The organism is Aquabacterium sp. NJ1 (assembly GCF_000768065.1).
In the GTDB taxonomy this organism is placed as follows: domain Bacteria; phylum Pseudomonadota; class Gammaproteobacteria; order Burkholderiales; family Burkholderiaceae_C; genus Aquabacterium.
The window spans coordinates 4,551,028-4,564,418 of sequence record NZ_JRKM01000001.1 but is presented as its reverse complement, the minus strand read 5'-3'; the positions used below and the strand labels follow the sequence as shown (position 1 = coordinate 4,564,418).

Annotated in this window: 9 protein-coding genes and 1 riboswitch; of the genes, 6 read left to right on the top strand and 3 right to left on the bottom strand. The window is 65.4% G+C overall.

Features of this window, described 5'->3' with window-relative positions:
• Nucleotides 1-58: 58 nt before the first annotated feature.
• A complete protein-coding gene (locus tag JY96_RS22565) occupies nt 59-2,005 on the bottom strand; it encodes an ATP-binding protein (RefSeq protein ID WP_052162771.1) in 1,947 nt (648 codons plus the stop codon).
• 382 nt (nt 2,006-2,387) lie between these two features.
• Nucleotides 2,388-2,503, top strand: a riboswitch (guanidine-I (ykkC/yxkD leader).
• Nucleotides 2,504-2,778: 275 nt separating this feature from the next.
• On the opposite strand from JY96_RS22565, the gene JY96_RS19665 reads away from it, so the two are divergent.
• The 3 genes from JY96_RS19665 to uca are packed head-to-tail and all read left to right on the top strand — an operon-like array spanning nt 2,779 to nt 7,957.
• Complete coding sequence (locus JY96_RS19665) at nt 2,779-3,477, top strand: urea amidolyase associated protein UAAP1 (protein WP_035039997.1); 699 nt, start codon at nt 2,779-2,781, stop codon at nt 3,475-3,477.
• A 16-nt stretch (nt 3,478-3,493) separates the two neighbouring features.
• Nucleotides 3,494-4,186: an urea amidolyase associated protein UAAP2 gene (locus tag JY96_RS19660; protein WP_052162770.1), complete on the top strand. Its 693-nt coding sequence runs from the start codon at nt 3,494-3,496 to the stop codon at nt 4,184-4,186.
• A 6-nt stretch (nt 4,187-4,192) separates the two neighbouring features.
• Nucleotides 4,193-7,957, top strand: coding sequence for an urea carboxylase (gene uca, locus JY96_RS19655; RefSeq protein ID WP_052162769.1), 3,765 nt, complete (start codon nt 4,193-4,195; stop codon nt 7,955-7,957).
• Here uca and JY96_RS19650 read toward each other — a convergent pair.
• Nucleotides 7,891-9,012, bottom strand: coding sequence for an AraC family transcriptional regulator (locus JY96_RS19650; protein ID WP_035039995.1), 1,122 nt, complete (start codon nt 9,010-9,012; stop codon nt 7,891-7,893). The two genes, uca and JY96_RS19650, sit on opposite strands and share 67 nt — an antisense overlap.
• A gap of 110 nt (nt 9,013-9,122) precedes the next feature.
• On the opposite strand from JY96_RS19650, the gene JY96_RS19645 reads away from it, so the two are divergent.
• Complete coding sequence (locus JY96_RS19645; RefSeq protein ID WP_035039993.1) at nt 9,123-10,199, top strand: oxygenase MpaB family protein; 1,077 nt, start codon at nt 9,123-9,125, stop codon at nt 10,197-10,199.
• Nucleotides 10,200-10,224: 25 nt separating this feature from the next.
• On the opposite strand, the gene JY96_RS19640 is transcribed toward JY96_RS19645, so the two are convergent.
• Entirely contained in the window at nt 10,225-11,013 is a 789-nt protein-coding gene (locus JY96_RS19640) for a DUF481 domain-containing protein (protein ID WP_035039991.1), read from the bottom strand.
• 319 nt (nt 11,014-11,332) lie between these two features.
• On the opposite strand from JY96_RS19640, the gene JY96_RS19635 reads away from it, so the two are divergent.
• The gene (locus tag JY96_RS19635; protein ID WP_035039989.1) at nt 11,333-13,051 is read left to right on the top strand and encodes a nitrite reductase; all 1,719 of its coding nucleotides are present in this window, start codon (nt 11,333-11,335) and stop codon (nt 13,049-13,051) included.
• A gap of 25 nt (nt 13,052-13,076) precedes the next feature.
• Complete coding sequence (locus JY96_RS19630; protein WP_035043761.1) at nt 13,077-13,388, top strand: c-type cytochrome; 312 nt, start codon at nt 13,077-13,079, stop codon at nt 13,386-13,388.
• The last annotated feature ends 3 nt before the right edge of the window (nt 13,389-13,391 follow it).

Genomic DNA, 13,391 nt, shown 5'->3' with positions numbered 1-13,391 from the left:
ACCGGGTCCGGGTCAGCAGCGCGGGCCAGGTCGAGATCAGATGGCGATCTAATCGCCGTCAGGTCGCGACCACGAGGCCAGGGCCGCGCTGCCTTCGGCGGGCGCGTCGGCTACGGTCGCTCACATGCCGCTTGACGATGCGCAGCAGCTCCCCGTGCAGGAAGGGTTTGGACAAGCAATCGTTCATGCCGGCCTGCAAGCAGGCTTGCTGAACGTCCTGATGCGTGCTGGCCGTGAGCGCCACGATGGGCACGGGCGCATCGCCGCGTTGGCTCTCGATGGCGCGGATGTGTCGGGTGGCGTCAAAGCCGTTCATCTCGGGCATGTGGCAGTCCATGAGCACCAGATCCGCCTCGTGCTCGGCCAGCCAGTCCAGCGCGAGCTGGCCGTTTTCGGCGTGCGCCACCTGCAAACCCATTTGCTCCAGCTCGGTGCGCGCCACGATGGCGTTCACGGGGTTGTCCTCCACTAGCAGCACGGTGGCCGCCTGCTGTGTGGCGCTGTCATGCACAGGCTTGCCGTTTGCCTCGGGCAAGGCTTCGCGCGGCACCGCAGCGCCAGCCGGTGTCTCATGATGTACGGGGGCCATGGCGGCCCGAGGCGCAACCTGGGCTGCGGATGCGGCGTCGCTCACCACGGGCGCCGGTACGCGCTTCAAGGGCAACACGCAGCGAAAAACAGAGCCTTTGCCGGCCTCGCTGTCGCAGGTCAGGTCACCGCCCATGGCCAGGCAAAGCTCACGCGCGATGCTCAGCCCCAGGCCGCTGCCGGCCGTCCGGCGCTCGTAGCGGCCATCCACCTGATGGAAGGCGTCGAACACACGGCTCAGCTCATGCGAGGGGATGCCGATGCCGGTGTCCTCGACCTCCAGGCTGATTTGCCGCTGGCCTGCGCGCGCATCGGCGATCTCCCGCACCCGCATGGTCACCTTGCCGCGCTCGGTGAACTTCACGGCATTGCCCAGCAGGTTGTAGAGGATCTGCTTGAGGCGGCCGCCATCCACCTCGACGACATAGTCATCAGGCAGCTCGCAGGCCATGGCCACATCCAGCCCTTTGTCGAGCCCGTTGACCGCCGCCAGCGAGGTCACCTCGCGAACCAGCGCAGGCAGGCGAAGCGCCGCAGGGGACAACTCCATCCGGCCGGCTTGCAGGCGAGAGTAGTCCAGCACGTCGTTGATCACACCCAGCAGGTGCTGGCCTGATGCCTCCAGCAGGTTCATGCGTTCGTGCGCATCCTGGCTTTGCAGCTCGGCCCGGATCAGACGCGACAGCCCCAGGATGCCGTGTAGCGGCGTGCGCATCTCATGGCTCATGGTGGCCAGGAACTGCCCCTTGGCCTGGTTCAGTTCCTCCGCCTCGCGCAAGGCGGCGGCCTGGGATGCGGTGACGCGGTCATTGGTGAAGCGCAGGAACAGCAACTCGTCCATGCGGCGGTGCGCGCGCCCGGTTTCAAGCCACAGCACACCGATGAAGCCCGCCACATTGATGAAACCGAACAGGCCCAGCACCGAGCCCTGCGCTGCGCAGTACGCCGCCACCGACATCAGCATGGGCGTGAACCAGCAACGCGCGCTGGCCCGGTCCACCGTCAGCATGAAGGCGCCGCAGGCTGCCAGGCCGATCAGCGCCCCCACCAAGGCGGCCTGCACATCGACATGGCCCTGGATGGGCATGGCCCACAGCAGGCCGCCCCACCAGGTGCTGAGCACCAGGATGGACAACTTGACCCGCTTCAACCAGGCAGGATGGCCCCGGTCTCTGGATCGGAAGAACCTGAGACTGCGGTGGATGTGCGACAACGACAGCGCCACCAGCCCACCCAGCCAGATCCAGGCGTGCAGGCCGATCGCCCCATCGACCAGGTAAGCCACCATGAGGGTGATCAGGCAGCCCAGGCCGACGGCGACGGACGTCCCCAGCGGGATGTGGGAAAAGAGCAGCCGGGTCCGCGTGATGCGGACTTGTTCGGACAGTGTTTTGGCGTGAGCTTGATCGGCAGACATGTGGTGGGTCACCCGACAAGGACCAGACAACAACCCCAGGCGACAAGTTCAGTATCAACAGCGGCGAGCCCCGACAACACCGTAAACGCCCTTGGGTGCACTGCACAAATGCGGCAGAACAGGACATTCCAGCCCCCTCAAGCCGGGGGAACGCACCAGATCCGAGCCCCGGAAAACACCCGGTCCGGTCTTGCACCAGGGTCGCGCACCAGGATCAGGCAGGCGGCCGCCCGAGAAGCTCAAACGGGGCGCGAACAAGGTTCAAACAAGGCTCAAACCAGGCCCAGAACGCCCTCCAGGCGCCTTGAAGCCGCCTGCCGCGACCTGGCATCACTCTTGCTCATTGAAAAGCACAGAGAGGAACGGCTCATGGTCGTTGCTTTGAAAAGGTGGCTAGGGTTCCGGCTCCGCACAGCGGGGTGACTGGTCCGAGAGCTGCCGGCCCGAGTCGGCTGCATACCGACACTGGCTCCACGGCGGGACAAAAGCCCGGGAGGTTCGCTTCAGCGCATGAAGTGTCCTCTCACGTGCTTTCAACCTGCCTTGGAGGGTGCCTGATGCAAGCCGACGAACAGCGTAGTCCGTCATCCAGTGATGAACTGTCTGACGCCCGTACCTGGAGCCATGGTCGCGGTCGCCGCGATCATGGCCCCTCAGGTACCCCCGGCGCAGATGCGCACACAGCCTCCCCTGCCAACCCACCATCCAGCCAGCCGGTAGACGCATGGCCGCATTGGCGAGGCTTTGCACCTGAGCTGCCCGCCGAGCGCGTGATGTGGTCCGAGATCGTGCCAGGCGGTGGCCACTGGTCCTATGTGATGCCGAGGGGAAGCCGCCTGCGTTTGGTGGCGCTGGACGCTGGTGCGAACCTCAGCATGGTGCTGTATCACGCCCGGGAAAAGCTGGAGCGCTACAACATGCCGGACTCGCTCAAGGCACAGCACACGGCCCACTACACGCGCGGCCACGTGTTGATGAGCGACATGGGCCGCGCACTGGCCAGCATCACCGAAGACAGCCTGGGCTGGCACGACCCCATGGGCGCCTTGCTGGATGCCGAGCGCCTGCATGCCCAATATGGAGACCGCAGCTTCCACACGCATCGCAATGCGATGTACCGAAGCGGCAAGGACGGCCTGCTGATCGAGATCGGCAAATACGGCTTGAGCAAACGTGACCTCATCGCGCCCGTCAACTTCTTCAGCAAGGTGTCGGTGGATGCCGATGGGCGATTCCAGTTTGCGCCGGGCCATGCGGCGGCGGGTGCGATGGTCGAGCTGCGCTTCGACATGGACACGCTGATCGCCTTCTCCACCGCGCCTCATCCCCTGGACCCCAGCAAGACGTACGCGCCCGGCAAGGTGGGCCTCGCTGCGTGGAAGTCTGGCCCTGCCCTGCCCGACGACTTCAACCGCGCCTTCCGCCCCGAGTGCGCGCGGGCGCTGCACAACGCCGACATGTACTACCTCTGAACCGGAGCGCCCTGCCATGAACGCCAACGCTGACTACGCGCCAACGACGCCAACGCCCTCCGCCACAGCCGTGCGCATCCAGGAAAGCCATCTGGATCCGGCGCAAGCCGTTCTCAACCACGTGCTGCCATCCGGCGAGCCCTATCTGCTGCACATCGCGCAAGGCCAGACCCTGCGCATCGTGGACCTGGAGGGCAACCAGGCGGTGGACGTGATCTTCTACAACGCCAACGATGCGGCCGAGCACTACAGCGCCACCGACACCATGCTGGCGCAAGGTGGCATCTACCTCACCACGGGTTCGGTGCTGATGTCCAGTGAGGGCAAGCCCATGCTCACCATCGTGGCCGACACCTGCGGGCGACACGACACCCTGGGTGGCGCCTGCGCAGCCGAGAGCAACACCGTGCGCTATGCCTTGCAGAAGAAGTTCATGCACAGCTGCCGCGACAACTACCTGATCGCGCTGCAGCACGCCGACATCGGCCTGGGCAAGCGGGACCTTGTGCCCAACGTCAACTTCTTCATGAACGTGCCGGTCACCGAGGACGGCCAGCTCACCTTTGCCGACGGGGTCTCCGGCCCCGGCAAGTACGTGGAGCTGCGCGCCGAGATGGACGTGCTGATGCTGGTGTCCAACTGCCCGCAGCTCAACAACCCGTGCAATGCCTACAACCCCACCCCCGCGCAATTCCTGGTCTGGGACTGAACACGCATGACTGACACCACCCAACGCCAACCCAGGTTCGATACCGTCCTGATCGCCAACCGCGGTGCCATCGCCTGCCGTGTGATCCGGACCCTGCGCAAGATGGGCCTGCGCTCGGTCGCCGTCTATTCGGAGTCCGATGCCGACGCGCGCCACGTGTCCATGGCCGATGCCAGCGTGTGCATTGGCCCGGCACCGGCGGCCCAAAGCTACCTGGACGTCGACCGCATCCTCGCCGCCGCCAAGGCCACAGGCGCTGGCGCCATCCACCCCGGCTACGGCTTCCTGTCGGAAAACCCCGGCTTCGCACAGGCCTGCGAAGAAGCGGGCATCGCCTTCATCGGGCCCACGCCAGCGCAGATGAAGGCCTTCGGCCTCAAGCACACTGCGCGCGAACTCGCCCAGCAGCATCAGGTGCCGCTGCTGCCTGGCAGCGATCTGCTGCAGGACGCGGCCGATGCCCGTGCACAAGCCAGCCGCATTGGTTACCCCGTGATGCTCAAAAGCACGGCAGGTGGCGGCGGCATCGGCATGCGCCTGGTGCGCAATGAAGCCGAGCTGGATGCGGCCTATGAAGCCGTGGCACGACTGGCTCGCGCCAACTTCAAGGACGCGGGCCTTTTCCTGGAAAAGTTCGTTGAACGCGCCCGCCACATCGAGGTGCAGTTGTTTGGCGATGGACGCGGCCAGGTGGCGGCATTGGGCGAGCGTGATTGCTCGGCCCAGCGACGCAACCAGAAAGTGATCGAAGAAACACCCGCCCCCGGGCTGCCTGCCGCCACACGCGAGGCCTTGCTGGAGGCCGCCGTGCGCCTGGGCCAGGCCGTGTCCTACCGTTCTGCTGGCACCGTCGAGTACGTGCTGGACGCCGACACCGGTGCCTTCTACTTCCTGGAAGTCAACACCCGCCTGCAGGTGGAACACGGCGTGACCGAGCAGGTCACCGGCATCGACCTGGTCGAATGGATGGTGAAGCTGGCGCGCGGCGATCAATGGGCGCTGCAGGCACCTCAGCCCAAAGGTGCATCCATCCAGGTGCGCCTGTATGCCGAAGACCCCGCTCGCAACTTCCAGCCCAGCGCGGGCGTGCTGACCGAGGTGGTCTTCCCGGATGATGCACGCGTGGACGGCTGGGTTGAGCGAGGCACCGATGTACCCGCCTTTTACGACCCCATGCTGGCCAAGCTCATCGTCACGGCGGACACACGCGAACAAGCGGTGAGCAAGCTGCAGCAGGCGCTGGCCGCAACGCGCCTGGCGGGCATTGAGACCAATCTGCGCTACCTGCGCGCCGTGGCAGCCTCGCCTGTGTTCATCCAGGGGCAGGTGGTGACCCGCACGCTGGGCGAGTTCCAATGGCAACCGCGTGCCATCGAGGTCATCGACGGCGGCGTGCAGACCACCGTGCAGGACTGGCCGGGCCGCATCGGCTACTGGGATGTGGGCGTGCCGCCCAGTGGCCCCATGGACGAACTGCACCTGCGCCTGGCCAACAAGCTGATCGGCAACGGTGAGGGCGCCGCAGCCCTGGAATGCACCGTGGGTGGCCCGACCCTGCGCTTTCATGCCGACATGGTCATCGCACTGGCCGGTGCGCCCATGCCGGTCACCCTCAATGGCGAACACCTGCCTTATGAGCAGGCGTTCAACCGTGCGCTGGCCATCCGGGCAGGCAGCACCTTGAAGCTGGGCACCGCACCACTGGCCGAAGGTGGTGGGCGCACCTATCTGGCGGTTCAAGGCGCGCTGGATGTGCCGCTCTACCTGGGCAGCCGCAGCACCTTCACGCTGGGCCAGTTCGGCGGCCATGCAGGCCGTGCGCTGCGCACCGGCGACATGCTGCACGCCGGCGCTGTGCCTGATGGCGCGCCGACGTGGGCCGAGGCATCTGCCCCGGCGCCCCACCTGGGCCACGCCCTGCCCGCGGATCTGGTGCCCACCCTGACCCGCCACTGGGACATCGGCGTGATGTATGGCCCCCATGGCGCACCGGACTTCTTCACCCCGGCAGACATCGACGTCTTTTTCTCGACCGACTACCAGGTGCACTACAACAGCAGCCGCACCGGTGTGCGCCTGATCGGGCCCAAGCCCCAGTGGGCGCGCACGGACGGTGGCGAGGCCGGCCTGCATCCCTCCAACATCCACGACAACGCCTACGCGATCGGTGCCATCGATTTCACGGGAGACATGCCGGTGATCCTTGGCCCCGATGGCCCCAGCCTGGGCGGCTTCGTGTGCCCGGCCGTGGTGGTGGGTGCAGAACGCTGGAAGCTGGGCCAGCTCAAAGCCGGCGACACGGTGCGCTTCCACGCCCTGACGCTGGAGCAGGCCCTGGCCATGCAAGCCGCACAGGACGCCCTGATCAAGACGCTGGGCCCCCGCTCGACGCCGCATCAGGAGGCAGCCCAAGCCGCACCGCAGACCGGCTTCCCCAACCTGCCTCAAAGCGTGCCGGCCAGCGAAGTCACCACCAGCTTGTCGCCTGTCGTCGATACGCGTGATGCAGACCCCGAAGCACCCCAGACCCGCCCTGCCCGCGTCATCCGCCAGGCTGGCGACCGCTACATCCTGGTCGAATACGGCCCGCTGCAACTGGACCTCACGCTGCGTTTTCGCGTGCATGCCGTGATGAGCGCCTTGCAGGCCCTGCGCGGCCAGGGTGCGCTCGAAGGCATCGTGGACATGACGCCCGGCATCCGCTCACTGCAGATCCATTTCGAGCCCTCGCGCCTGCCCCGTGCCGAGCTGGTGGCCGCGCTCGATCAAGCCGAAGCCAGCCTGGCCGGCACCGATGACCTGGTCGTGCCGACCCGCACGGTGTGGTTGCCCCTGTCATGGGACGACAGCGCCACGCGTCTGGCCATCGAGAAGTACATGCAATCGGTCCGGCCTGACGCGCCCTGGTGCCCCAGCAACATCGAGTTCATCCGCCGCATCAATGGGCTGGACAGCATCGAAGACGTCAAGCGCATCGTGTTCGACGCCAGCTACCTCGTGATGGGCCTTGGCGACGTCTACCTGGGCGCCCCCGTGGCCACGCCGCTGGACCCACGCCACCGCCTGGTCACCACCAAGTACAACCCCGCGCGCACCTGGACCCCCGAGAACGCCGTGGGCATTGGTGGCGCCTACATGTGCGTCTATGGCATGGAGGGCCCAGGGGGCTACCAGTTCGTGGGCCGCACGGTGCAGATGTGGAACCGCTGGCGGGATGCGGCCAGTGGTGCGGCCGACTTCGAGCCCGGCAAACCCTGGCTGCTGCGCTTCTTTGACCAGATCCGCTTCTACCCTGTCAGCGAAGCCGAACTGGCCCAGATGCGGCGCGACTTCCCCGCGGGCCGGCTCCAGCTCAAGGTCGAGGAAGGCCAGTTCAGCCTCCGGCAGTATCTGGGTTTCCTGTCGCAACACGCTGACAGCATCGACGCCTTCAAGCAGACCCAGCAGGCCGCCTTTGATGCCGAGCGTGAACGCTGGCGGGCCTCTGGCCAGGACGGCAGCCTCAGCGAGCCCGATCACGCACCGGCCGCGGATGCCGACGCCGTGCCCGAGGGGGCCAGTGCCGTGGGCAGCCCCGTGCCCGGCAGCGTGTGGAAGGTGCTCGTCCAGGAAGGCGAGCAAGTCACCGAAGGGCAGACCTTGGCGATCGTGGAATCCATGAAGATGGAGTTCCCGGTGCTGGCCCCCTCAAACGGCCAGGTGCTTCAGGTGCGTTGCCGCGAAGGTGGCGCCGTGTCCGCCGGGCAGAACGTGGTGGTGCTGGCGGCCTGATCCGGGCGCCACTTGCCCGGGCTGACACCGAACCAGCGCACGCAGGCCCGGCTGAAGGCGCTTTGCTCCGAGTACCCCAGCCGCTGGCTGATCTCGGCCAGCGGCATGCTGGCGGCCAGGTACTGGCGAGCCAGGCGCTGGCGCACGGCGTCCACCTCGTTGACCAGGGTGGTGCCCGCCTCCGAGGCCTGTGCGCGCAACTGGCGCGGCGCCAGCGACATGGCCTGTGCCACCTGGTCCAGCGAAGGCGTGCCATCGGCCAGGCAGGCCTCGATGGCCTGCACCAGCCGCACCATGAACTGTTCGCCTTTGGCGTAGCGCGCCACGCGACGTTGCAACTCCTCGCGCATCAGGTGGCTCACATGAGGATTGGACGCCGCCAGCGGCCTGCTCAACAACGGGGCAGACACATGCACCGCATGGCACGGGCGCTCGAAATACACCGGGCAATGGAAGAAGGCCTCATACACGGCCACGGGCGCTTGGGCCTGGTGCGCGAACTCGATGCACGTGGGGTGAGACACATTGCCCGTGATCCAGCGCCCGAACTCCACCCAGCCGGCAAACGCCGCTTCGATCTGCAAGGGCAGGCTCGCCCATGAGCCCGAGACCTGCATCTCCACCAGGGCCTCCTCACCTTCGTACCGCATGTCACATCGGGCGAAGCCCAGCCGATAGGGCTCGAACTGGCACAGGAGTGCGATGGCCTCGGCCAAGGTGCTGCTGCTCATGCTCGCGTAGGCCAGCACATCCAGCGCCACAGGCGTCACGGCGGCCCCCAGCCTCAAACCGAGTGGCAGCCCAGGCGCCTGCCCTGAAGGTGCCCCCAAAGCCTGATTCGCCAGTAGCGCTTGGTGTGCCGCATCGGCCTGCACGGCCTTGTTCAGGATCTGATCGATCACGTCCAGCGACACACGGCTGGATGGCTCGGCCAGCGCGGCCTGGTCCAGCCCCATCGCGCGCAGGTCTGCCGACAGATCCACACCCAGGCCAGCCAGCGCGTCAAGCAGGTAACGCAGATAAAAGCCTGCGGCAGTCAGCACGGTGATGGTCATCTCCCCAAAATCGCTTCGCGGTGTCAAAACGCCCTGTCAACCCGGTCAAGACAAGCCGCCGGGCCGCTCACTAAGCTGGGCCCATCGTAATGAACAACTAAGGTGACATCGTGCCGCTTCCCACACCCGAGGCCTACCAGCACTTATCCCAACGTGGCGACGCGCTGGCCGATGCCGTGATCGAGGCCTTGATGAAAAACGGGCGCCGGGATGGCGACCTTCTGGGCCAGGTGCGCCAGTTGGCGGATCAGGAAGGCGGCGTCTACCGGCAGTTCATGGACAGCGTCAACCATGTGCCGTCCTGGGCCGATGTGGACGCCATGCAGGCGGGCCAGGAGCTGTTTCTGCGCTGTGCGCCCTTGTCCATCGCCTCGTTCGTGCTGGGCAGCCTGCTGATCACCTACACGCCGCCGGGTTCGGCCAAAGTGCTGTTGCACACAGGCCGCCTGCGCCAGGACGTGGTCCGCCGCCTGTTCGAAACATCAACCATGGTCCATGCGGTGATGCAGCCTGGTGGCCTGAAGGTGGGCGCACCGGGGCACCAGGCCATCATCCGCGTGAGGTTGCTGCATGCCATGGTGCGCCACCATGTGCTGACCCGCACCCAATGGCCGAATGCCGAATTGGGCGGACCCATCAACCAGTTGCAACTGAGCCTCACCGCGCTGGGCTTCAGCAGCATCCTGCTCAACAGCATGAGCAGCCTGGGCGTGCGCGTCAGTGACGAAGAAGCACGCAGCTACCAGTTGCTCTGGCGCTGGGGCAACCACCTGCAGGGCGTGGACCTCAGCCTGCTGCCCGACACGCTGGAGGATGAGGCCCGGCTGTATCAATACTTCCAGCGCGATCTGATCAAGCCGGACGACAACAGCCGGACGCTGGTGGCCGCCGTGCACCAGGGGCTGGCCTGGCAATCACCCTTCTTCTTGCCACAAGGTGCGCTGGAGGCCGTGTCGCGCCGGCTGCTGGGCTCCGCGTGGGCCGATCAGCTGCACATCCCCCGTCACCCGGTGTGGGCAGCGGTGCTGAGCGTGGTCGCGGGCCTGCACCGTGCCACGTCCATCCGCTACCGGATTCCGGGCTGGCGTGCCATGGAGGTCCGCGCGGGCAGCCGCTACTTCAGCTACCTGGTGGCCAAGGGGCTCAAGGGCAAACCGGCGGACTACGCCCTCAAGACCTCGCACTGAGGCCAGCCCCAAGCCAGGATCAGGGTCAGAAGCTGTAGCTCACGCCGAAATCGGCGGACAACTCGCCATCCTTCTCTTGTGAGTCGAAGGGAAAGGATCGGCGGTACAGCACCTCGTACTTCAAGCCGATGTGGTTGGTCAGCTTGTTGCGCAAGGCCAGGCTCATGGTGCGGAAGGTCTCGCGGCGGCTTTGCTCTTGCACGCCATTGAACTTCAGCGACAGCTGGTCCGTGATGTCCCAGGAAGCCTTCAGACTGGTGGTGTAGAGCACCTCGCTGATATTGTCATCGTCTTCGGAATGGGCCACGCGGTAACCGGAGCCCAGCTCCAGGCTCAGGTTCCAGTTGCCATCGCCACCAAACTTGCGGCCCGCCCCCACCCGCATGGCCTGCGCCGACTGGTAGTAACCAAAGCGGTTGTGACGCACGCGTGGCGACACATACAGGTAATACGGCTCATCGTCGAAGAACTGCTTGAACTTCACGCTGGCGTCATACCGGTCCCGGTTGATGGCCTGCGGCACGCCCTCCTCCTTGATGTACTCGCGGTCAAAGCGCAGCTCGCCGTCCAGTTCACGCTGAGGCATGGGGTAGGCCAGGTCGGCGGCCAATGTCAGCCGGCGGCTGGTGTACTCGGACTTGTTGTAGCTGTATTGCCCGTCAACGTCGCCCGTCAGCTTGTCCTGCACCGGGGTTTCGGCTTGGGCCACGCCAAGGTCCATCAGGCCAATCAGCGCAATCAGGGCATACGTCACCACCAGCAGGCCATGCCATCCACCTCCGCGCTGGCGCCGCCCGCCCTTCATCTCATCCATACCGTCAACTCAGGCTGATTCACACAGGCCAGCATCATGCCCGGACTCCAGCCCCGGATCGGCTCGCAACCGGCCGCCCGGGCGCATTTGCGCCAACTCAAACGCCGCCGAGTCGGCCGTCGCCCCTTTGCGTCAGGCCGGCCAGGGGGCCTGATTTCTTGAACTGCTTCAAGGACAGTCCTGTTTCCCAGGTCGAACATGCCCTTGCTCTATCTGAGGGTATGTCGCCACCCCGAGCAGGTACCACCCGCTGGCACCCCCAACGGCACAGCACCGGGCCAGGTTGTCCGCCGGCCCCATCGATACTGGAGAAACCAAGATGAACACTCCGCGCATGGCCAGACTGGCTGCCGCCATGATGGTGGCACTGGCATTCGGGGCCCAGGCTGAAGAGGTCAAAAAGCCCTCGCAACCTGAGATCAACTACCAGGCAGGTACTTCGCCACTGGCCACCGAGCCGATGTACCAGAGCAGCAACCCCAAGGCCCCGCCCATGACCCAGGCGGAGTTCGACAAGGCCCGCAAGATCTACTTCGAACGCTGCGCCGGTTGCCACGGCGTGCTGCGCAAGGGCGCCACTGGCAAACCCCTGACACCGGACATCACCCTGAGCAAGGGCACCGACTACCTCAAGGTCTTCATCGCCTACGGCTCGCCCGCCGGCATGCCCAACTGGATGACCTCGGGCGAAATGAGCGAAGCCGATGTGGACCTGATGGCCCGCTACATCCAGCAAGACCCTCCGACACCGCCCGAGTTCGGCATGGAGCAGATGAAGTCGACCTGGAAGGTCATCGTCCCACCAGACAAGCGCCCCACCAAGAAGCTGAACAACTACAACATCAGCAACATCTTCTCGACCACGCTGCGTGACAGCGGCGAGGTGGCCCTGATCGATGGCGACACCAAGCAGATCATCAACATCATCAAGACCGGCTATGCGGTGCACATCTCGCGCCTGTCGGCTTCGGGTCGCTACCTGTTCGTGATCGGCCGCGACGCCAAGATCAACATGATCGACCTGTGGATGGAAAAGCCCGATAACGTGGCCGAGATCCGCGTGGGCCTGGAAGCCCGCTCGGTCGACACCTCCAAGTACAAGGGTTATGAAGACAAGCTGGCGATCGCCGGCAGCTACTGGCCGCCTCAGTACACCATCATGCGCGGCGACACGCTGGAGCCGCTCAAGATCGTGTCCACCCGCGGCATGACGGTGGACAAGCAGGAATACCACCCCGAGCCCCGCGTGGCCTCGATCGTGGCTTCCCACTTCAAGCCCGAGTTCGTGGTCAACGTGAAGGAAACCGGCAAGACCCTGCTGGTGGACTACTCGGACATCAATGCACTCAAGACCACCGAGATCGGCACCGCCCGCTTCCTGCATGACGGCGGCCTGGACTCCACCCACCGCTACTTCATGGTCGCGGCCAACCAGTCCAACAAGATCGCGGCCGTTGACCTCAAGGAAGGCAAGCTGGCGGCGCTGATCGACGTCGGCAAGATCCCCCACCCGGGTCGTGGCGCCAACTTCATCCACGCGAAGTACGGCCCCGTGTGGTCGACCGGCCACCTGGGTGACGACAGCATCTCGCTGATCGGCACCGACCCTGTGCACCACAAGGCGCAGGCCTGGAAGGTGGTCGAGACCATCAAGAGCCAGGGCGGCGGTTCGCTGTTCATCAAGAGCCACCCGAAATCCACGCACCTGTATGTGGACAACCCGCTGAACCCGGATCCTGCCATCTCGCACACCGTGGCCGTGTACGACATCAAGAACCTGGCCAAGGGTTTCACGGTCCTGCCAATCGCCGATTGGACCGGCATCAAGGACGGTGGTGCCATGCGCGTGGTTCAGCCTGAGTACAACAAGGCCGGTGACGAGGTGTGGTTCTCTGTGTGGTCGGCCAAGGACAAGCAGTCTGCCATCGTGGTGGTCGATGACAAGACGCTCAAGCTCAAGGCGGTCATCAAGGACCCTCGCCTGATCACACCGACCGGTCACTTCAACGTGTTCAACACGCAAAACGACATCTATTGACCCCCACACGAGGAAGCACATCATGATCAAACGTATCCTGATCCTGAGCGCCCTGGCGCTGGCTGCAGGCAGCAGCATGGCCACCGTCGATGAAGCCATGACCAAGGCGGGCTGCATGGCCTGCCATGCCAAGGACAAGAAAGTGGTCGGCCCGGCCTTCAAGGACATCGCCGCCAAGTACAAGGGCGACAAGGAAGCGCCCACCAGGCTGGCCGAGAAGGTCCGCAAGGGTGGTTCGGGTGTGTGGGGCCCCATCCCCATGCCGCCCAACCCCGCAGAGAAGATCAGCGACGCCGACCTCAAGGGGGCCGTGGAACTGATCCTGAAGACGCAGTAAGCG